Origin of the sequence: Prauserella sediminis, assembly GCF_014195435.1 — a bacterium.
In the GTDB taxonomy this organism is placed as follows: Bacteria; Actinomycetota; Actinomycetes; order Mycobacteriales; family Pseudonocardiaceae; genus Prauserella; species Prauserella salsuginis.
Window position 1 is genome coordinate 1,226,906 of the sequence record NZ_JACIBS010000001.1, and the last position, 19,627, is coordinate 1,246,532.

Sequence of the window (19,627 nt, forward strand, 5' to 3'; positions counted from 1 at the left end):
GTCAGCCCAACTTCGGCGGGACGAGCTGCAGGTAGATCAACGTGATGACGACGTTGACCACGAACAGCAGCAGGAACGTGATGACGACGGACTGGTTGACCGCATCGCCGACGCCCTTCGGCCCGGGTGGCGGGTGCAGGCCCCGGTAAGCGGCCACGACGGCGGCGAGGAAGCCGAAGATCAACGCCTTGAGTTCGCCGACCCACAGGTCCGGCAACTGGGCCAGCGCGGAGAAGCTCGCCAGGTACGCACCGGGCGTGCCGTCCTGCAGCACGACGTTGAAGAAGTAGCCGCCCAGCACACCGATGACGCTGACCATGCCGTTCAGCAGCACCGCGACGAGCATGCACGCCAGCACGCGCGGCACGATGAGGCGCTGCACCGCGGAGACGCCGAGCACCTCCATGGCGTCGATCTCCTCGCGGATGGTGCGCGCGCCGATGTCGGCACAGATCGCCGACCCGCCCGCACCGGCGACGAGCAACGCCGTCACCAGCGGCGCCGCCTGCTGCACGGTGGCGAGCACGCTGCCCGCACCGGTGTAGGACTCCGCACCGAGCTGGCTCGCCAGCGACCCGAACTGCAACGAGATGATCGCGCCGAACGGGATCGCCACGAGCGCGGTCGGCAGGATCGTGACGCTGGCGATGAACCAGGCCTGCTGGATGAACTCCCGCAGCTGGAACGGGCGCTGGAAGATGCCCCGGCCGATGTCGAGACCGAGGGCGAACAGCTTGCCCGTCTCCCGCAACATCCCCATGCCGGGGACGGTGGCCGTCCGTGCGCTCATGCCCCGCCTCGCCGCGGTCGCAGCGGCCGGGTCGGTGCGGACTGCTCGGCGCCCGGCCAGGCGGGCGAACCGGGCAGGTCGGCGACCTCGCCCGCGGGCAGATTGCCGCGATGGGCCGGCGTCCGGCCACCTGCGGTGACGGCCGGTTCGGGAATGCCGTAGTGCCTGCGTTCCTCGGGGCTCAGCGAGGCGATGATTCCTTCGCGCGCGGGCTCGGGAAGCGTGTGGAGGATCTTCACGACACGGTCCTTGCGGCGGATCGCACCCTGCCGCTCCGGCAACCCCGGCGTGGGCTGCAGCTGGGGCACGATGCCGCGCACGTCCTCGGTGGACCCGTCGTGGTGGCCCGCGTCGGCCTGCTCCTGCTCGAGCGCCATCTGCGCCGAGTCCTTCTCCTCGCTCATGCCGATCGGGCCGAGTCGGCGGCCGTTGAGGAACTGCTCGACGACGGGCTCGTCCGAGGTCAGCAGCACCTCGCGCGGGCCGAACATGACGAGTTCCTTGCGGAACAGCATGCCGATGTTGTCCGGCACGGTACGGGCGAGGTTGATGTTGTGGGTGACGATCAGGATCGTCGCGTCGATCTGCGCGTTCAGGTCGATCAGCAGCTGCGACAGGTACGCCGTGCGCACCGGGTCCAGACCGGAGTCCGGCTCGTCGCACAGGATGATCTCCGGGTCGAGCACCAACGCGCGGGCGAGACCCGCGCGCTTGCGCATACCGCCGGAGATCTCACCGGGCAGCTTGTCCTCGGCCCCGGACAGACCGGTCAGCTCGAGCTTCTCGAGCACGATCTTGCGGATCTCGGTTTCCGACTTCTTGGTGTGCTCCCGCAGCGGGAACGCCACGTTGTCGTAGAGGTTCATCGACCCGAACAGCGCACCGTCCTGGAACAGCACGCCGAACAGTTTGCGCGTCTCGTAGAGCTTGCGCTCCGAGCACCTGGCGATGTCGACGCCGTTGATCTCGCACTTTCCCTTGTCGGGCTTGAGCAGACCGATCATCGACTTGAGGAACACCGACTTGCCGGTACCCGACGGGCCGAGCATCACCGACACTTCCCCAGGCGGCAGGTTCAGCGTCACGTCACGCCAGATGGCCTGCTTACCGAAGGACTTGGTCAAGCCCTCGATGACCACCTCGGCACCCATCGCACCCTCCCGGAGCGGTTCCGCGGCCGCGGCCGGTGCCCCGCCCGTTCCAGCGGGTGCGCCCGGCGGACCGCACCTCCCGGGAGGTGTCGACCGCCATGTCCGCAGCGTCTTCCTTCTACGAGCAACGACCGAAGCCCGCGTAAGTTACTCACTAGTTCACATCAGGTTCGCGCGCCCGGAGTAATCCCGGACACAGACCGTGTGATGTGGATGTGCAAGGTAACCCACGCCCCACGCACCCGACGACCGCCCACACCCACGAATGTGATGAATGGACACACCCCGTGTGCGCCGTGATCGAATTCCGCCGCAAATTCTTCCGACATACGAAAACGCCCGCCGCCGCGGAATGCCCCGGAGGGCATCTTTGGGATGCCACGAGAACATGAAAAAGCGGGCGGACACCCCGTGGGATGTCCGCCCGCTTTCGCTGTAATCGAAAACGCCGTGAGGCGTCAGATCACTTGAGCGAGACCTTGGCGCCGGCCTCCTCGAGCTTGGCCTTGGCGGCCTCGCCGGCCTCCTTGTCGACCTTCTCGAGCAGCGGCTTCGGGACGCCCTCGACGAGCTCCTTGGCCTCCTTCAGGCCGAGACCGGAGATGACCTCGCGGACGACCTTGATGACCTGGATCTTCTTGTCGCCGGCGTCCTCGAGGACGACGTCGAACTCGTCCTGCTCCTCCTCGGCGGCGGCACCGGCGTCGGCGCCCGGGGCGGCGGCCACGACCTGGGCGGCCGGGGCGGCGGCCGTGACGTCGAAGGTCTCCTCGAACTTCGTCACGAACTCGGACAGCTCAAGCAGCGTCAGCTCCTTGAAGGCGTCGAGCAGTTCGTCCGTGCTCATCTTCGCCATGGTGGCGTTCCTTCCTTGCTTGCGACTCGGGAGTCGGGTGGGTGGTGTCGGTCAGCTCTCGGCGTCGGACGCGGAGCCGGATTCGGACTTCTGCTTGTCCTCGAGCGCAGCGGCGGCGCGGGCCATCTTCGACAGCGGCGCCTCGAACAGCGACGCGGCCTCGGACAGCTTGGCCTTGAACGCACCTGCGGCCTTGGACAGCAGGACATCGCGGCTCTCGAGCTCGGCCAGCTTGTTGATCTCGCTGACGCTCATCGTGCGGCCATCCATGTAGCCGCCCTTGATGACGAGCGCGTTGTTGTCCTTCGCGAAGTTCTTCAGAGCCTTCGCGGCCTCGACCGGCTCGCCCTCGATGAAGGCGATCGCGGTGGGGCCGATGAAGAGCTCGTTCAGCTCCTCGACGCCCGCCTCTTCGGCGGCACGCTTGGTGAGGGTGTTCTTCGCGACCCGGTACTTCACGGTGGAGCCGAGAGCGCGGCGCAGCTCGCTGAGCTTGGACACGGAGAGGCCGGAGTACTCGGTGATGACCGTGGCCGAGCTGTTGCGGAACCGGTCCGCAATCTCGGCGACCGCCTCCACCTTTTCGGGCTTCGCCATGGTCGCCTCCTCTCTTGGCTGGTGACCACTGAGCTTGCCCGCGACTACCCTGGAAACGACGAAACGCCCCGGCGCGCGCGGCGAAATCCAGCGCAGCAGGCTCGGGGCGTCGATACACACGGGTACCCGTGTGGCGATCCTCGTTCCTCCCTGCGCGGGTCGCCGCCCGTTCGGCGGACCTTCGTTCCCGAGGTAGCCCCGGGAAGACCAGCGGTCTTCGGTAGAACCGTCGCCGACTATACGCCCACGTGGCGGCGGCCCCGACACCCGGGTCCGCACACGGCTCCCGCACGCGGAGCGTGAGCAGGCATCATGGGCGCGTGACGGAACAGCGAACCGATCCGGCGAGTGGCGAACCGGACCGGCCCGGCGATTCCCCGGACGCCTCCTCCCCTCCGGAGGCAACCGCCCCGGCCGCTCCCGAAGGTGCGAGCGATGCGTCCGGCGGCGCGCCCACCTCTGAGGAGGTCGCCCGCGGCGGTGGTGTCGTCAGCGGCACGGACGCGGGCGGTGGGACGCCGCCCGCCGGTACGGATGCTGTCGAAGGTACGGGCGCGATCGACACCGCGGCCACGAACCACACCGCGGCCACGAACGACGCTGCTGCCACGAACGACGCTGTTGCCATGAACGACGCTGCGCCGACGCCGCCGTCCGGCACGGACCTCCAGCCGTCGGCCGCCGGTTCCGTCGACACCGCCGGTTCGGCCACCGGTTCCGCCGACGAGGAGCAGCTGCGGCAGTTTCAGCAGTTCCAACAGTTTCAGCAGTTCCAGGAGTTCCTCAAGTTCCAGCAGGCCCAGCAGACCGGGCAGCCGCAGCAGGGCGGTGAGGTCGTGCCCGGAACGCCCGGCGCACCACTCGTGCCGGGCTCGCCGCAGGCGGCCCAGTACCCGCCCGCCCCGTACACACCGCCGCAGCCCCCCGCGGGTCCCGCCGCCGACCACGCGGCGCTCGCCAGCACGGGCGAACGGCTGCCCGAACCGCCGCAGCGCCCGCGCAGGCGCCCGCCGCGATGGCTGACCTGGCTGGGCAAGAAGCTCCTCGGCTGGCTGGTCGCGTTCCTGCTACTGGCGCTCGCCGCGACGTGGGCCTACAACCACTTCTTCGGCAGCGGCGACAGCGATCAGACGACCGAGGAGTACGCCCGCGGGGGCGGCGGTTCGTACCACGCGACCGAACTGCTGGCCGACAATCCGTACTCGGCGGTGCGATCGGTGTACGACGCGATCGCGCAGGCCGATCCGGATACCGGTATGCCCGACGCGGACAAGGCGTGCGGGCGGTTCGACGAGGCGACGCAACAACGGTTCGCCGACAACCTCGGCTTCGGCGACTGCCGCCAGGCCGTGAACGCGCTGCACGAACAGGTCACGCACGTCAACTCCTACGCCGAGTCCATCTATCCGCGCGGTTACCTGCCGACGTCGACGACCGAGCGGATCGACTCCTGCTCGTTCACCGTCAGCGGCGGGCCGGCGCTCGGCGTGTTCACCGTGGACAAGGTGGAGAAAGACCAGTGGCTGATCACGGGACACGAACGCGGACCGGAAACGTGTCCCGGCCAGGCCGCACCGTCACAGCAGCAGCCGTCGGACTCGGCCCCGCAACCGGGTAACTGAGCCCTTTCCCGCGGACGCTCCCCCACCTGCGACGGCCGCGGCGACCGTGTCCGCGCCCTCGACGTTCCCCACGGACGCATCCCGGCTCGGCGCCGCCCCCGCGGGCGCCGAGGAGCCGGGATGCGGCACAGCGCCCGCGGCCGGGATGCGGCACACATGCGAACGGGGCGGCCCACCCGCAATGGGTGAACCGCCCCGTATCGGCGCTGTGCGTCCGGTGACGCCTCAGGCGTTGGCGTCCTCCGCGAGGAGGTCACGCGTACGCGTCGGGTCGACCGGGATGCCCGGGCCCATGGTCGTCGTGAAGGTGACCTTCTTGACGTAGCGGCCCTTGGCGGCGGACGGCTTCGCACGCAGCACCTCGTCGAGGGCCGCGGCGTAGTTCTCGACCAGCTTGTCCGTGTCGAACGACGCCTTGCCGATGGCCAGGTGCAGGTTCGACTGCTTGTCGACGCGGAAGCTGACCTTACCGCCCTTGATCTCCGAAACGGCCTTGGTGACGTCGGGCGTCACCGTGCCCGTCTTCGGGTTCGGCATCAGGCCACGCGGGCCCAGCACGCGGGCCACGCGGCCCACCTTCGCCATCTGGTCCGGGGTCGCGATCGCGGCATCGAACTCGAGCCAGCCACCCTGGATGCGCTCGATCAGATCGTCGGAACCGACCACGTCGGCACCGGCGGCCTCGGCCTCTGCGGCCTTGTCACCGGTGGCGAAAACAGCGACGCGGACGGTTTTACCCGTGCCGTGCGGCAGGTTCACGGTGCCGCGGACCATCTGGTCTGCCTTGCGGGGGTCGACGCCGAGCCGCATCGCGACCTCGACCGTGGCGTCCAGCTTGTTCTTGCCGGACGTCTCCTTGGCCAGCTTCACCGCGTCGAGCGGGGCGTACAGCCGGGTCTGGTCCACGAGCTCGGCGGCCTGACGGTAGGCCTTGCTGCGCTTGGTCATGCTCTGTCCTTACATGCGAAGTGGATCAGTTGTGGTGCGGGCCAGCGCCTGGCCCTTCCACGGTGCGCCTCGAGACGAGGCGGTCGAGACTCAGTCGACGACGGTCAGGCCCATCGACCGGGCGGTACCGGCGATGATCTTGGCCGCCTGGTCCTCGTCGTAGGCGTTGAGGTCGGTCTTCTTGGTCTCGGCGATCTCGCGGATCTGGTCCATCGTGACCTTGCCGACCTTGTTCTTGTGCGGCTCGCCGCTGCCCTTGTCGACACCCGCGGCCTTCAGCAGCAGCTTGGCTGCCGGCGGCGTCTTGAGCTTGAAGTCGAACGAGCGGTCCTCGAACACGGAGATCTCGACCGGCACGACGTTGCCACGCTGGTTCTCCGTGGCCGCGTTGTACGCCTTGCAGAACTCCATGATGTTGACGCCGTGCTGACCGAGCGCGGGGCCGACCGGGGGCGCCGGGTTCGCGGCACCCGCCTGGATCTGCAGCTTGATGATCGCTGCAAGCTTCTTCTTCTTGGGTGGCATTTCCGTTTCCTAGTTCAGCGTTGCTCTCCCCACGCACCTGCCGTGGCGCGGGGGCCTTCCGGCGTGCTCCCGACTGCGGGAGCGGCCGTCAGATCTTGGAGACCTGGTTGAACGACAGCTCGACCGGCGTTTCCCGGCCGAAGATCGAAACCAGGACCTTCAACTTCTGGCCGCCGGCGTCGACCTCGCTGATCGTCGCGGGCAGCGTCGCGAACGGACCGTCCATGACGGTGACCGATTCGCCGACCTCGAAGTCGACCTGCACCGCGGAGCCGGACGACGACGGCGCGGCCTGCGTGTCCGGCGCGGCGGACTCGCCCTTCGCGGCCTTCGCGGGCGCCTCCTTCTCGACCTGCGGCGCGAGGAACTTCAGCACCTCGTCCAGCGTGATCGGCGACGGCCGCGACGTGGCACCGACGAACCCCGTCACACCGGGCGTGTTGCGCACGGCGCCCCAGGACTCGTCCGTGAGCTCCATGCGGACCAGGATGTAGCCGGGCAGGACCTTGCGGTTCACCTGCTTGCGCTGGCCGTTCTTGATCTCGGTGACCTCTTCGGTCGGCACCTCGATCTGGAAGATGTAGTCCTCGACGTCCAGCGTCTGCCGCCGGGTCTCGAGGTTGTTCTTCACGCGGTTCTCGTAACCGGCGTACGAGTGCACGACGTACCACTCGCCTGGCAGCGACTTCAGCTCGGCGCGCAGCTGGGCCACGGGGTCGTCGGCTTCGCTCGCGTCGGCACCGGCCTGGTCGGCACTCTCGGCCGAAGCCGCAGCACCGTCGGCGACCTCGGCCGCGTCGGCGTTGTCGTCGGACTCTGCGTTGTCGTCGGCGCTCGCGGCGTCGGCCTCACCGGCGGACTCGTCAGCACCGGCCGTCTCGGCGGTGCCGGCCTCCGCGTGCTCGTCGACCTCTGCAGTCTCGGCGGCCGGCGCAGGCGTGTCGGCGGCCTCGGCCGGGTCCACGTCGGTGGCCGCGAGCACCTGCTCGTCTGAGCCGTTCTCGGAGGTCACTTTCCGTCCTCTCAGTTGATCGCGTGTGTCGTCACGGGCGCGGCGATCCGCTCCCGCCACCCGCGAGGCCTGGCCAAGGCGCTAGTTGCCGAATACGAAGTCGACTCCCTCGAGGAAGACGAAGTCGAGCAGGTAGACCAGGGCGATCATGAAGGCCACGAACACCAGCACAACGCCGGTGTAAGTGATCATCTGCTTGCGGGTCGGCCAGATGACCTTCCGCAGCTCGCCCCAGACCTCGCGAAGGAACCGCACGATCCGGGCGAAGAGCGAATGCTTCTCGGTCTTCTCTTTTGTCGTGCCGCTCCGCTTCGGCGTGGGCCGGTCCTTGCCGGCGGTGGTGCCCTTGCCGGGACCGGAGCCCGCCTTCCCCTTGGGGGCGGACTTGCCCGCCTTGGCGTCACTGCCCGTGCCAGAGGCAGCGCGGCGCCGCTCGCGGCGAGCGGCGGCGGTGTTCGGACGGGAGGCGGAGCTCTTCTGCCCCTCCCCCGGGTCCTTCTCGCCGTCCTCGCTCACGAGCCACTCCTCTGCCTAACCTGACACATCAACGCAGGGGCGACAGGACTCGAACCTGCGACCTGCGGTTTTGGAGACCGCTGCTCTACCAACTGAGCTACACCCCTTCGAACGTTCACGCAGTTCATGCCTCCATCCCATCGCGACCCTTATCCGACCGCGAGAACGAGGGCAGGAACAACCGTCGAACGTTCCAAGTGCAGTAGTCTACGGCAAGGCCGATCGCGCTCTGCAACCGAGGCCCGTTTCACCGCCGACCACTCCCCGCGCACCCGCGTCGCCCCAGGTGACGCGGGACGGACGGGCGCGTGGAAAACTGTAGCCATGCCCACACCTGGAACCACATCCACCCGTCCCCGTTCCCGAGTGTCCGCGCGGATCGCGGGCATCACGCCGTCCGCGACGCTCGCGGTGGATGCGAAGGCGAAGGCCCTCAAGGCCGAGGGCCGCCCGGTGATCGGATTCGGTGCGGGGCAGCCGGACTTCCCCACGCCCGACTACATCGTCGAGGCCGCGGCGAAGGCCACCCGCGAGCGGGTCAACCACGGCTACACCGCCGCGGGAGGACTGCCCGAGCTGCGCGAGGCGATCGCCGAGAAGACGCTGCGCGACTCCGACTTCCGCTGCGATCCGGCCCAGGTGCTCGTGACCAACGGCGGCAAGCAGGCCGTGTACTCGGCGTTCGCGACACTGCTCGATCCGGGCGACGAGGTGCTGCTGCCCGCGCCGTACTGGACGACCTATCCCGAGTCGATCACGCTCGCGGGCGGTGTTCCGGTGCAGGTGACGGCCGACGAGACGACCGGCTACCTCGTCACGGTCGAGCAGCTGGAGGCCGCTCGCACCGAGAAGACGAAGGTCCTGCTGTTCAACTCGCCGTCCAACCCGACCGGTGCCGTCTACCCGCGCGAGCAGGTCGAGGCCATCGGCAAGTGGGCGCTCGAGCACGGCATCTGGGTCGTCACCGACGAGATCTACGAACACCTCGTCTACGACGGCGTGACGGCCGCGTCGATGCCGGCGGTCGTGCCGGAGCTCGCCGACCAGACCCTGATCCTCAACGGCGTCGCCAAGACGTACTCGATGACCGGCTGGCGCGTCGGCTGGATCGTCGGACCCGCGGACGTCATCAAGGCCGCCTCGAGCTTCCAGTCGCACCTGTGCGGCAACGTCTCCAACGTCGCCCAGCGCGCGGCCGAGGCCGCGGTCGCCGGGTCGCTGGACGCGGTGCACTCGATGCGCGAGGCGTTCGACGCGCGGCGCAAGAAGATCGTGTCGCTGCTGTCGGACATCCCCGGTGTCGAGTGCCCGACGCCGGAGGGCGCCTTCTACGCCTACCCGTCGGTGAAGGCGGTTCTCGGCAAGGAGATCCGCGGTGAGCGGCCCGAGGACACGGTCGCCCTGGCCGATCTGATCCTGCGCGAGGCCGAGGTCGCGGTCGTGCCCGGCGAGGCGTTCGGCACGCCCGGCTACTTCCGCTTCTCGTACGCGCTCGCCGAGACCGAACTGGTCGAGGGCGTGAACCGGGTGGCGAACCTCCTCGCCGAGGCGAAGTAGGAACAGAGCAGCGCGAAGTCGAAACCCGGCCCCGGAGCCACCGTCTCCGGGGCCGGGTTGCTGTCCGGGGCCGCCGTACACAGGCACCGGGCGACCTCCGTGAGCCATACTGATCCCGTTCGACATCTGACAACAGGGGATTGAAGTGGCCCGGCCCCACTGCGCACGGCTGGTGTCCGTGCTCGCGATCTGCGCCGCACTGACCGGCTGCACCGGCCTACCCGACCGCGACCAGGAAGTGGAACGCCTGGAGACCGAGCTCGATTCGATGTCCGGCGTCGACGACGTCTCGACGATCTACTCCAACGACTTCACCGCAGGCGCACGGCTCACCCTCGAACTGACGGTGGAGACGGCATCCGAGGACGAGCTGGCGAATCTTGCACGACGCATCAACGATCTCAAACAGGACCACTTCGAGGGCTACACCCAGACCACGGAGTTTCTCGTGGCGCCGAGGACCACCGCGAGCTTCGGCGCCACCCCCGAACCCGCGCAGGTAGCCGAACGCGCGCAACAGCTCCGGAACGTCCGCGCGGCGGTTCCCGGCACGGAAATCAACTGGTCCCGTACCGAGCTCGCGCTGAGGGATTCTCCCACCGCCACCACGTCGTTGGCTGCCGTACGCAGCGAGTTCGCCGACGAACGGATCCAAGCGACCGTCATCGCCCGCGACGACAGCCCGGTGTGGACCGTCGCGTTCCCCTTCCGCCTACCCGACGAGAAACGCATTCGAGACCGGCTCTCCGGCTTCCACTCCGAGGTGAGCTCCGTGACCGTCGAGGACGGCGCGCTGACCGCACTGACCGTGGAAGTGCGCAGCCCGAGATCCGCGCGCGAGGAACTCGACGCGATCATCGATGCCACGCAACCCACGCCCGAACGCCCGTTGATGCTCGACTGGCACGCACCGGAGCCCGAAGACGCGCCGCGTGAGTTCTCCGGCGCGGTACACGTGGCCGCCTGCAACTATCCGAACTCCGCCGGCGAGGAGAATCCCCGAGACCATTACACGGCCGAGGCGATCGAGCTCCAGCGCCAGCTGCGCGCGGAGTACGACACCTGCCGTTGATCCTCACGCGCTGCCTGTGAACGAACTGCGCGGGCGAACTTCCACGGCCGCTGCGTCGAACACGACCCGATGCCAGACCACGACCTCCCAGGTGCCCCCGTGAACGCCTGGGGACGGTCACCCCGGAGACGCTATCCCAAGTCTGCGTTTGTTCTAGTACAGTTAGAACTATGTTGATCCGCATCGACCCCGCGTCGACGGCCGCCCTGTTCGAGCAGGTCGCCGCGTCGGTCCGGCGCGCGCTGGCGGCGGGCGATCTCGCACCGGGTCAGCAGCTGCCACCCGCCCGGGAAGTGGCGACGTCGCTGGACATCAACGTGCACACCGTGCTGCGCGCCTACGGCGTTCTGCGGGACGAAGGGCTGATCGAACTGCGACGCCGACGCGGAGCGGTCGTCACCGGCGCAGCCGACACCCGCGCGCGACTCAACATCCTGGCCGGAGAGCTGGCCGACGAGGCACGTCGCGTGGGCGTCGACCTCGACGAGCTCACCGAGATCGTGAAGGAGAAGTTCGCATGAGGACAGCCCGGCTCACGCTGGCCACCGCCGGTATCCCATTCGTCGTCCTGGCGGTCGCCTACGTGTTGCGGACGGCGTGGGCCGGCCGCCTCCCCGACACGATCGTGTCGCACTGGGGCACCGGCGGCCCCGACCGCGGGACAGCGCTGACGTCGATGACCGCCTGGACGCTCGGACTGGGCGCCGCAGCGGCGGTCGTCGCGACGGTGACCGCGCTGGTGATGCGGCACCGCGGAGCCTTCGTCCCGCGCACCGCCATCGGGTTCGCCGCCTGGCTCGCGACGCTGCCCGCCGGGGTGTTGATCGCGTCCATGTGGGCGACGCTCGACGTCGCGTCCTGGCAGCAGGCCCGCAGTGCGTGGGGCGCGGTCACGCTGGCGATCGGGCTGAGCGTGGCGGCGGGTGCACTCGCGACGCTGCTGACGGGGCCGACTCCGCGAGCAGCCATCCCGGAGCCGCGCGACCTCCCCTCGGCCGGCCTCGCGCCGGGCGAGCGCGCCGTGTGGATCGGCGCGGGAACGAACTACCCGATGGCGTTCGCGGGCATCGGGGTCATCGGACTGTTCCTGGTGTTGCAGCTGAGCCTGGACGACCTCGACGTCATGCCGTACGCCCTGATTCTGATCGTCGCCGTCCTCGCACTCGCTGCGACCTGCCGCGTGCGGGCGCGCGTCGACGCGACCGGCGTGACGCTGACGCTCGGACTGTTCAGGTTCCCTCACCGCACGCTGACGTTCGACGAGATCGCATCGGCCCACGTGGAGCAGATGTCCGTGTGGAGCGCCGGCGGATACGGACTCCGCAGGGGATTCGGTTACACGGCGTTCAAGGTGCGCGCGGGAGAGGCCCTGGCCGTCACGCTGACGTCGGGCCACGTCGTCAAGGCCACCGTCGACGACGCCGAGCGGGCGGCGGGCCTCGTCAACGACCTGGTCGCCGCCGAACGCCCCTGACACGGCTACGCGCGCACGATCGCCTGAGCCTTGCCGAGCACTGTCTTCCCGTCGAACTTGGCCGTGATGTCGACGCGGGCGGTGCCGTCGTCGCGGACCTCGGCCACCTTGGCCGTGAACTCGACCTCGGCGCCCTCGTCGTCGTCCGGCACGACGACCGGCCGGGTGAAGCGCACACCGTATTCGACGACCCGTCCGGGGTCGCCGAGCCAGTCGGTGACAACGCGCCCGCCGAGCGCCATGGTGAGCATGCCGTGGGCGATGACGTTCGGCAGCCCGACCTCGGTGGCGAACCGTTCGTTCCAGTGGATCGGGTTGAAGTCCAGCGACGCACCGGCGTAGCGCACCAGCTGGTCGCGGGTGACCTGCACCGTCAGCCCGGGCAGTTCGTCTCCGACGTTCACGACTGCTCCCCCCTGACGACGAGCTGGGCGTAGGTGGTGCAGACGGGTTCTCCCTCGTCGGTGGCGACGTCGGCGTGGACGCTGAGGAAGTCGTTGCCCGCACGCACGAAGATGTCGTCGATGTGCACCGTGACCTGCAGCCGATCGCCCGCCCGCGCCGGCCGGTGGTGCACGAACCGCTGATCGCCGTGGACCATGCGGTCGTAGTCCAGCCCGAGTTCAGGGTCCTCGACGACCGCGTTGATGGCACGGATGTTGATGATCGTCAGGAACGTGGGCGGCGCGATCACATCGGCGTACCCGGCACCCTTGGCGGCCTCGACGTCGCGGTAGAGCGGGTTGTCGTCGCCGATGGCGCGCGCGAACTCGGCGATCTTGGCGCGGCCGACCTCGTAGGTCGTTTCGGGCGGGTACGTGCGCCCGATGAATGACGGTTCCAAAGGCACGGCGCAGACTCTACCGGCCGGTGAATCCTTCACCCACTGGACCGAATCGGCCGGCCGGTCCTGCGCACAGAATCGCCCCCAAGGACACCTTCGGCCTCGAACACAGCCACGCGCAAGCGTGCCCTTGAGGAGCCGGGCCGGCGGGCGGGAGCCACAGGTGCCCTTGGGGGCGTGAGGAGTTGGCGAAGTATCGGTCAGTTCAGGGACATGCCGTAGGCGGACAGAGCCTCGGTGACGGGCTGGAAGTAGGAGCTGCCGCCGCCCATGCCGGAGGTGATGCCCACGCCGGTGCTGCCGGAGAACAGGCAGCCGCCCGAGTCGCCGGAATCGACCGCTGCGGAGGTCTGGATCAGTCCGTCGACGGCACCCTCGGCGTAGTTGACCGTGACGTCGAGAGCCTGGACGGTGCCGCACGTCAGCTGCGTCGTCGAGCCGCTCTTGCAGATGTCCTGGCCGACCGTGGCGTTGCCGGCCGACCTGATGTCCTGCGTGCTGCCGTTCCACAGCGTGACGGCGCCGGGTGCGCTGCCGGTGTCGTTGCGGATCAGGCCGTAGTCGTTGCCGGGGAAGCTGGCGTCGACCGACGGGCCGACGTTCCACTGCGAGACGGCGCCGGTGCAGTGGCCGGCGTCGAGGATGTAGTTCTGGGAGCCGTCGTTGACGTTGAAGCCCGCAGAGCAGCGACTGCCGCCGCCGGTGATGGCTTCGCCGTTGTAGATGCTCTGCTGCATGCCGCCTGCGACGTGTTCCACGCGCACGGTGTCACCCAGTTTCGCCGCGGCGGCGGTGAGCTTGCGCGCGCCGTCGTCGGCGGCCTTCTCGCCGATGGTCAGCACGAGCTGGTTCGCGGCCGGGTCGAGACCGAGCGAGGTGTGCGCCACGGTGGGCAGTGATTCGAGTTTCGCCCGCGCGGCATCCAGCTGCTCGGTGGTGTGTTCGGCGACCTCGGCGGTGACGCCTGCGGCCTCGGCCGTGACTGCGGCCGCCTGCGTGGCGACGGTGACGACCGGCTTGCCTGTCGCGTCGAGGTGTTCGCCGACGAGGTCGCCTGCGATGGCGGACCTGACCTCGTCGAGCGTTTCGACGCTCTCCTGCTGGGTCTGGAGCAGGTTCGCGGCGGCTGTCTCGCTGATGCCACGTTCACTCGTCAGTGTGGTGATCGCTTCATCGGCGACGACGTCCGAGTAGCCCTCGATACCCGGGACGGATGCGGATGCGGCCGGGGCGAACAACCCCAGGGCCAGCGCACCCGCGGCGGCGGTGATGGCGCTCTTGCGCGACGTGTTCATGACCGACAACTCACTTTCCCGCAGGGTTGGGATGTGTCACCGAGGAGTGTGAGTTGGCGATCAATCGCCGGGTAGGTCCTTTCGAGGGGATCTTTCTCACTGGGGTTGCGATTGCTCAGAAACTGACAAGTCGTCCCGCGGGATGTGTGTGGTCGTGACAACCAGCCGGTGGGGCCCTGGACACAAAGAACCGCCCTCGCCGGTGTGGCGAGGGCGGTTCGAAGGCTGTCGGCCGGGAGGCCGCTGGAGTCAGCGGGTCTCCTTGTGGGCACGGTGCGTGCCGCACTTGGGGCAGAACTTCTTCATCTCAAGACGGTCCGGGTTGTTACGCCGGTTCTTCTTGGTGATGTAGTTGCGGTCCTTGCACTCCTCGCACGCGAGGGTGATCTTCGGGCGAACGTCGGTGGAAGAAGCCACGGTTTTTCCTCTTTCAACGATGAGTGGGCCACCGCCGTGGCCGTATAGTCCGAGTAGCGGGAGCGGGACTCGAACCCGCGACACCACGATTATGAGCCGTGTGCTCTAACCACCTGAGCTACCCCGCCCTGCCTACCCCAACCTAGCCCAAACCCAGCCGAAACGGACGTTCCTGTGGCGCGCCCCGCACAAGAACCGCACCGCAAACCCGTCCGCCGACTTCAGGTCCGGGGGTCCGGGGGCGAAGCCCCCGGGTGGGGTGTGGGGGCTACGCCCCCACAATGATCAGCGAACGATCCAGGCCGACTCAGTCCGTCGGCAGACCACTCCCAATCGCGAGCCCCTTAACGGGTTCGAACCGTTGACCTTCTCCTTACCATGGAGACGCTCTGCCACTGAGCTAAAGGGGCGTGCTCAACGAGCCTCGAATAGAGTACCCGAGGACCGAGGTCGCTCGAACACGGGGGTGGCGTTTCCTACCGTCGCCGGTGAAACCTCAGGTCAGCCGCCCGGCCTCCGGCGGAGCCCTCGTCGGCATCCGCATCGGCGGAGCCCCTCCACGGTGGCGTCTCGGACCGTGACACCCACCGTCGGCCCTGCCGTCGCAGCGACGTCTCCCACGGCCACAGCCGCGGCGATGACCACGGCCACAGTCGCGGGACCGGCGTCCGCGCTGCGGCGACGTCATCCCGTCGGCGCACCCCTCCGGCAGCACCGTCACAGCGGCACCGTCACAGCGGCACTGGCGGCACCAGCGCGGCAGCATCCGTCACGTCAGCAGGGTCAGCACCGTTTCGTCGCGATGGCCCGACGAGCGCGCCGTGCGGGCCACCAGCCACGCCTCAAGGCGGTCCTCGGCCAGCGGCCGCGAGATCAGATACCCCTGCGCGACGTCGCAGCCCATGGCTTCGAGCTGGTCGCGGGACGAGTCGTCCTCGACGCCCTCGGCGACGACGGACAGTCCGAGCGAGTGGCCGAGCTCGACGATGGAGCGGACGACGGCGAGGTCACCGAGGTCGCTGCTCATGCCGAACACGAAGCTCTTGTCGATCTTCACCTGGTCGACGGGGAGCCTGCGCAGGTAGGCCAGCGACGAGTAGCCGGTGCCGAAGTCGTCGACGGCGAGTTCGATGCCCAGGTCGTGCAGTTCACCCAGGATCGGCAGCGCCCGCTGCGGGTCGGCCATAACGGCGGACTCGGTGATCTCGAAGGTCAACAGCCGCGCGGGGACACCGTGCCGGGTGAGGGCGTCGGCGACCTCGTCGGCGAAACCCTCGTCGGCGAGGCTGCGCACGGACAGGTTGACGGCGACGGAGATCTCGATGCCCTCGTCGAGCCACCGCCGCACCCGGTCGAGCGCCTGGTCGAGCACGAACGAGGTGAGCGCGCCGACGAGTCCGGTGGCTTCGACGGCGGGCACGAACTCGTCGGGGTTGACCCGGCCGAACTCGGGGTGCACCCACCGCACGAGGGCTTCGACGCCGACGACGTTCTTGTCCGGCAGCGACACCTTGGGCTGGTAGTGGACGCTGACCTGGCCGTCCTCGAGCGCCTGCCGGAACTGGGTGACCAGCTGGAAGCGACGGAGGAAGATCTGGCCCATGCTCGGCACGTAGCCGCGGACCTCCTCACCGCCGCGGGTCGCGCGCACGGCGACGTCGGCGCGCTGCAGGAGTGCGTCGACGTCGGGGTTGTCGCCGTCGTCGCCCGCCACGTTGCTGCAGGCATAGCCCACCATGGCGTTGGCTTCGACGCTGAGTTTCTCGACGGGATACGGATCGGACGCCTCGGCGCGCAGGCGTTCGGCGACGGCGTGAGCCTCGTCGGCGGTCCGGTCGAGCAGCAGTGCGGCGAACGACGCGCCTTCGAGCCGGGCCAGCGGCACCTCGGGGCCGAGCACGTCGCGGATACGACGGCCCGCGGCGACGACCATACGATCAGCCCAGGCGTAGCCGAGGGCGTCGCTGACGGTGGAATAGACGTCGAGGTCGAGGCGCAGCACGATGGCCTGCGCCTGCGCGTTGGCCTGCGCGGGAGCAGCCGGCTCGGCGACGCGCTCGGCGAGCGGTTCGGCGGCGATCTGGCGGAAGCCGGGCCGGTTGAGCAGCCCGGTGAGCGGATCGTGATACGCGTCGTGACGCAGCGTGGCGAGCAGCCTCCGGTTGTCGAGCGCGGTGGCGAGGTGGCTGGCCATGGTGCCGAGGAGCTGCACGTCGTACTTGCCGAAGCCACGCCAACGGGACAGTCGGTCGTGCGCTTCGACCAGGCCGAGGAGCTGGTTACCGCTGCGCAGCGGCACGACGAGGGCCTCCTGGGCGCCGCGGGCGCCGAGCGCGGCCCTGACGGCGACGTTGCCGTCGGTGAGCCGGAAGTGCCGCACGTTGGCGCCGGGCAGCCGCAGCAGCGGATCGTCGGGCCGGAGCTGTTCGTCCGGCAGGTCACCGCCGACGACGAGGACGTGCATGGGCTCGTCCGGTTCGAGTCGCAGGCGCAGCACGACGCGGCCGGCGGCCAGCTGGTCCTTGATGCGCTCGGCGATGCTGTGCCACTCGTCGAGATCGAGACCCGTTTCGAGTTCGCCCGGTTTGCCCGCGGGCTGAGCGGCGACCTGGTGGTCGGAGCGGGCCACCATGAGGCTGACGTCGAACAGCGCCTCCATGTCGCGCTGTTCCCGCAGCAGGTCGGAGTAGGCCCAGTACAGCGCGACGAGGCCGATGCTCACGGCGACGACGATCGGCCAGGCGCCGGGAGTGCCTTCGATGACGAGGTAGCCGGTCAGCCCCGCGGAAGCATTGACGAAGCCGACGACGAGGATCCGCGCGGCGAGGCGGACGACGGTGCCGATCTGCATGCGCCGCCGCAGCACACGCACCGCGGCCATCGCGAGGATCGTGCTCGCCAGCGGTGCCGCGAGGGTGCCCGCGAGCGCAGCGGGCCACGGCATGCCTCCGGGCTGGCCTAGCGCGGAGGCCACGACGTGGGCGATGGCGAACGCGCTGGTGACCTCGATGAGGAACGCACCGGCGTTGTACAGCACCCGTCCGGTGACGCGGCGCGCGAGCAGGGTCGTGACGCCGGCGACGACGTGAGCGGCCAGCACCACTTCGAACGGCGCGACGAAGAAGCCGATGACCAGCGGTATCTCGGTGAAGGAGATCGTCCACGAGATGCCGCTGCGCACGTCGACGTTGACGCCGAGCTGTTCGGCGGCCAGGAACGACACCGCCAGCAGCGGGCCGATCCACCACAGGTGCGCCGAGCCCTCGAACGGCTGCAACTCGGCGACGGAGATGGCGCCGAGGATGCCGACGGCCAGAACGAACGCGGTGTAGAGACGGAACCGGAACTCGTCGCCACGCGTCGCAGGGGTGGTCGACGACCCCGGGGATTCGGGACCGGACCGCTCCGCGGATCGGGACGGGTCGTCGGAACGGGCCGGGTCGTCGGAACCGGATCGGTCCGCGCGGCCGGGTCCACCTGCGGCGGATCCGGCGGGCTCGCCTGCCTGCGCGCTCGTGCCCGCGGGCGCGCGGCGTGCCTGGCCCATGCCACCTTCCCCTTCCTTGACCATCCGCGTTTCACTCGTCGGCTGGATGTCCCGATGCGGACGACAACTGTCCGCGAACGAGGCATAAACCGTACCCCGCACGACGGACAAAGCATCTGATTTGACCACCGTCAGGTCAACTCGGCGTGAGCCCGACATGAACGTAAGGCTTCGTTAACCGCATGCGAGTGATACCCCATCGGCGTCGATCGCGGCCAGTAGCAGCTGCTGATCACCCATTGGATGTCATGATGTGCACTCGGTGAGATACGCCATAGAAGGCGGTCGAGCCACGATGCCTACAGGGAGGTGGGACATGCAGGCACAGCCGGCCCACGACACCGGATCCGACCACGAGGCCGAGCGCGACAGGAACGCCCAGCACGGCAGGAACGGAGCCCGCGGCGGCGCCGATCGCGACACGGCCGTCCTCGACGGCTACGCCGAGCGCATGGCGGCCACGGACCCGCTGCTGCCCACGTTCACGAATCCCGCCGCATCGGCGTCGGCCGTACTGCGGACCCGCGACGGCATGGCGTTCGCCACCCGGTCGGCGGTTCCCCCGCGGTCGATGGGGTCGCTGTGGCGGCCGTTGGTCGAGTACCGGCTGGACCTGCGGGTGGCCGGCAGCGACCCGGGCGCCGCCGTCGACGGGCTGCTTTGCCGGTGGGAGGACCAGCTCGCGGAGGCCGTGTCCTACGACGAGGGGTACGGCTGGGACAGCGCCGCCGTCGTCACGCGGCCGAGCAGGGACACCACGGGCACTACGGCGTTGTTACGCCGCGGATTCGCCGCCACCCGCGTGCTCGCGGTGCGGCCCGCCAACCGGTTGGGGGCCGGCCCGCCCGCCGTACCGGGAGTGCGCATCCGCGCGGCCGAGGAGAAGGATCTGCCCGCCCTGACGCGAATGCGCGCCGAACTGCACGCCTACGACGCGCAGTTCGGCGTCGTCACCGCGCGCTCGGACGCGCTCGAACAGCTCACCGAGGACGCGCGCGCCCAGCTCGCGGCCGACAGGCCGGTGCCGCAGCTGTGGATCGCCGAGCTGTACGGCAGGCCGCTCGGGTTCCTCGAGATCGAACTGCCTCCCGAGGCGAACTGGATCGCCGGCTACGTGCACGCCGACCGCGTGGCCTACCTGGCTTCACTGCACGTCGCGGAGGAAGCGCGCAGCAGCGGCGTCGGCTCTGCCCTGGTCGCGCACGCCCACCAGCTGTTCGACTCCGAGGACATCGAGGCGGCGTTACTGCACCACGCGCTGGAGAGCCCGCGTTCGACGCCGTTCTGGTACGCCCACGGCTACCGCCCGCTGTGGACGTCCTGGTACCGGAGACCCGCCGTCGGCTGACACCCCGACCCGCGTGTCCTGCACCCAGACCCGCGTGTCCTGCACCCAGACCCGCG

The 19,627-nt window shown here is 69.2% G+C and carries 19 protein-coding genes and 3 tRNA genes; 6 read left to right on the plus strand and 16 right to left on the minus strand.

Annotation, left to right across the window (positions count from 1 at the left end; translation table 11 throughout):
• Position 1: 1 nt before the first annotated feature.
• From FB384_RS05430 to rplJ, 4 genes are all read right to left on the minus strand, one after another.
• Complete coding sequence (locus tag FB384_RS05430; RefSeq protein WP_221212993.1) at positions 2–754, minus strand: MlaE family ABC transporter permease; 753 nt, start codon at positions 752–754, stop codon at positions 2–4.
• Positions 755–786: 32 nt separating this feature from the next.
• Positions 787–1,941: an ABC transporter ATP-binding protein gene (locus FB384_RS05435; RefSeq protein WP_183779724.1), complete on the minus strand. Its 1,155-nt coding sequence runs from the start codon at positions 1,939–1,941 to the stop codon at positions 787–789.
• A gap of 463 nt (positions 1,942–2,404) precedes the next feature.
• On the minus strand, positions 2,405–2,797 hold the full coding sequence (rplL, locus tag FB384_RS05440; protein WP_183779727.1) for a 50S ribosomal protein L7/L12: 393 nt from the start codon (positions 2,795–2,797) through the stop codon (positions 2,405–2,407).
• A gap of 51 nt (positions 2,798–2,848) precedes the next feature.
• Complete coding sequence (gene rplJ, locus FB384_RS05445) at positions 2,849–3,394, minus strand: 50S ribosomal protein L10 (protein WP_183779730.1); 546 nt, start codon at positions 3,392–3,394, stop codon at positions 2,849–2,851.
• A 320-nt stretch (positions 3,395–3,714) separates the two neighbouring features.
• On the opposite strand from rplJ, the gene FB384_RS05450 reads away from it, so the two are divergent.
• A complete protein-coding gene (locus tag FB384_RS05450) occupies positions 3,715–5,016 on the plus strand; it encodes a hypothetical protein (protein ID WP_323985125.1) in 1,302 nt (433 codons plus the stop codon).
• 225 nt (positions 5,017–5,241) lie between these two features.
• Here FB384_RS05450 and rplA read toward each other — a convergent pair whose 3' ends face one another.
• The 5 genes from rplA to FB384_RS05475 form a co-directional block, all read right to left on the minus strand.
• Positions 5,242–5,964, minus strand: coding sequence for a 50S ribosomal protein L1 (rplA, locus tag FB384_RS05455; protein WP_183779733.1), 723 nt, complete (start codon positions 5,962–5,964; stop codon positions 5,242–5,244).
• A 90-nt stretch (positions 5,965–6,054) separates the two neighbouring features.
• Entirely contained in the window at positions 6,055–6,489 is a 435-nt protein-coding gene (gene rplK / locus FB384_RS05460) for a 50S ribosomal protein L11 (RefSeq protein WP_183779736.1), read from the minus strand.
• Positions 6,490–6,577: 88 nt separating this feature from the next.
• Positions 6,578–7,501, minus strand: coding sequence for a transcription termination/antitermination protein NusG (gene nusG, locus FB384_RS05465; protein ID WP_323985126.1), 924 nt, complete (start codon positions 7,499–7,501; stop codon positions 6,578–6,580).
• A gap of 81 nt (positions 7,502–7,582) precedes the next feature.
• Complete coding sequence (gene secE / locus FB384_RS05470; protein WP_183779739.1) at positions 7,583–8,017, minus strand: preprotein translocase subunit SecE; 435 nt, start codon at positions 8,015–8,017, stop codon at positions 7,583–7,585.
• Between the two features lie 34 nt (positions 8,018–8,051).
• A tRNA-Trp gene (locus FB384_RS05475) sits at positions 8,052–8,124 on the minus strand.
• 217 nt (positions 8,125–8,341) lie between these two features.
• On the opposite strand from FB384_RS05475, the gene FB384_RS05480 reads away from it, so the two are divergent.
• The 4 genes from FB384_RS05480 (at position 8,342) to FB384_RS05495 (ending at position 12,120) form a co-directional block, all read left to right on the plus strand.
• Complete coding sequence (locus tag FB384_RS05480; RefSeq protein WP_183779742.1) at positions 8,342–9,574, plus strand: pyridoxal phosphate-dependent aminotransferase; 1,233 nt, start codon at positions 8,342–8,344, stop codon at positions 9,572–9,574.
• 172 nt (positions 9,575–9,746) lie between these two features.
• Positions 9,747–10,646 carry a hypothetical protein gene (locus tag FB384_RS05485; protein WP_183779745.1) on the plus strand — a complete coding sequence of 300 codons (900 nt, stop codon included), beginning with the start codon at positions 9,747–9,749 and terminating at the stop codon, positions 10,644–10,646.
• 170 nt (positions 10,647–10,816) lie between these two features.
• A complete protein-coding gene (locus FB384_RS05490; RefSeq protein ID WP_183779748.1) occupies positions 10,817–11,167 on the plus strand; it encodes a GntR family transcriptional regulator in 351 nt (116 codons plus the stop codon).
• Positions 11,164–12,120, plus strand: a complete 957-nt coding sequence (locus FB384_RS05495; RefSeq protein WP_183779751.1) for a DUF1648 domain-containing protein — start codon at positions 11,164–11,166, stop codon at positions 12,118–12,120. The genes FB384_RS05490 and FB384_RS05495 overlap by 4 nt, the downstream gene beginning before the upstream one ends.
• 5 nt (positions 12,121–12,125) lie before the next feature.
• On the opposite strand, the gene FB384_RS05500 is transcribed toward FB384_RS05495, so the two are convergent.
• From FB384_RS05500 to FB384_RS05530, 7 genes are all read right to left on the minus strand, one after another.
• Positions 12,126–12,524: a MaoC family dehydratase gene (locus tag FB384_RS05500; protein ID WP_183779754.1), complete on the minus strand. Its 399-nt coding sequence runs from the start codon at positions 12,522–12,524 to the stop codon at positions 12,126–12,128.
• Complete coding sequence (locus FB384_RS05505) at positions 12,521–12,970, minus strand: FAS1-like dehydratase domain-containing protein (RefSeq protein ID WP_183779757.1); 450 nt, start codon at positions 12,968–12,970, stop codon at positions 12,521–12,523. The genes FB384_RS05500 and FB384_RS05505 overlap by 4 nt, the downstream gene beginning before the upstream one ends.
• Before the next feature lie 194 nt (positions 12,971–13,164).
• Complete coding sequence (locus FB384_RS05510) at positions 13,165–14,259, minus strand: S1 family peptidase (protein ID WP_183779759.1); 1,095 nt, start codon at positions 14,257–14,259, stop codon at positions 13,165–13,167.
• A gap of 249 nt (positions 14,260–14,508) precedes the next feature.
• Positions 14,509–14,676, minus strand: coding sequence for a 50S ribosomal protein L33 (rpmG, locus tag FB384_RS05515; RefSeq protein WP_075848953.1), 168 nt, complete (start codon positions 14,674–14,676; stop codon positions 14,509–14,511).
• A 54-nt stretch (positions 14,677–14,730) separates the two neighbouring features.
• A tRNA-Met gene (locus FB384_RS05520) sits at positions 14,731–14,804 on the minus strand.
• Between the two features lie 210 nt (positions 14,805–15,014).
• Positions 15,015–15,086: transfer RNA gene (locus tag FB384_RS05525), tRNA-Thr, on the minus strand.
• Positions 15,087–15,445: 359 nt separating this feature from the next.
• Entirely contained in the window at positions 15,446–18,247 is a 2,802-nt protein-coding gene (locus tag FB384_RS05530; RefSeq protein ID WP_228725964.1) for a putative bifunctional diguanylate cyclase/phosphodiesterase, read from the minus strand.
• Between the two features lie 292 nt (positions 18,248–18,539).
• On the opposite strand from FB384_RS05530, the gene FB384_RS05535 reads away from it, so the two are divergent.
• Positions 18,540–19,571: a GNAT family N-acetyltransferase gene (locus tag FB384_RS05535; RefSeq protein WP_228725965.1), complete on the plus strand. Its 1,032-nt coding sequence runs from the start codon at positions 18,540–18,542 to the stop codon at positions 19,569–19,571.
• Positions 19,572–19,627 lie beyond the last annotated feature (56 nt).

What these genes read in the sequence shown, in the direction of transcription:
- FB384_RS05430 (WP_221212993.1), bottom strand. Translation starts at nt 754, where the DNA reads ATGTTGCGGGAGACGGGCAAGCTGTTCGCCCTCGGTCTCGACATCGGC.
- FB384_RS05510 (WP_183779759.1), bottom strand. Translation starts at nt 14,259, where the DNA reads ATGAACACGTCGCGCAAGAGCGCCATCACCGCCGCCGCGGGTGCGCTG.
- FB384_RS05495 (WP_183779751.1), top strand. Translation starts at nt 11,164, where the DNA reads ATGAGGACAGCCCGGCTCACGCTGGCCACCGCCGGTATCCCATTCGTC.
- FB384_RS05490 (WP_183779748.1), top strand. Translation starts at nt 10,817, where the DNA reads ATGTTGATCCGCATCGACCCCGCGTCGACGGCCGCCCTGTTCGAGCAG.
- rplL (WP_183779727.1), bottom strand. Translation starts at nt 2,797, where the DNA reads ATGGCGAAGATGAGCACGGACGAACTGCTCGACGCCTTCAAGGAGCTG.
- rplK (WP_183779736.1), bottom strand. Translation starts at nt 6,489, where the DNA reads ATGCCACCCAAGAAGAAGAAGCTTGCAGCGATCATCAAGCTGCAGATC.
- FB384_RS05530 (WP_228725964.1), bottom strand. Translation starts at nt 18,247, where the DNA reads ATGGTCAAGGAAGGGGAAGGTGGCATGGGCCAGGCACGCCGCGCGCCC.
- FB384_RS05435 (WP_183779724.1), bottom strand. Translation starts at nt 1,941, where the DNA reads ATGGGTGCCGAGGTGGTCATCGAGGGCTTGACCAAGTCCTTCGGTAAG.
- rplJ (WP_183779730.1), bottom strand. Translation starts at nt 3,394, where the DNA reads ATGGCGAAGCCCGAAAAGGTGGAGGCGGTCGCCGAGATTGCGGACCGG.
- FB384_RS05480 (WP_183779742.1), top strand. Translation starts at nt 8,342, where the DNA reads ATGCCCACACCTGGAACCACATCCACCCGTCCCCGTTCCCGAGTGTCC.
- rplA (WP_183779733.1), bottom strand. Translation starts at nt 5,964, where the DNA reads ATGACCAAGCGCAGCAAGGCCTACCGTCAGGCCGCCGAGCTCGTGGAC.
- FB384_RS05535 (WP_228725965.1), top strand. Translation starts at nt 18,540, where the DNA reads ATGCAGGCACAGCCGGCCCACGACACCGGATCCGACCACGAGGCCGAG.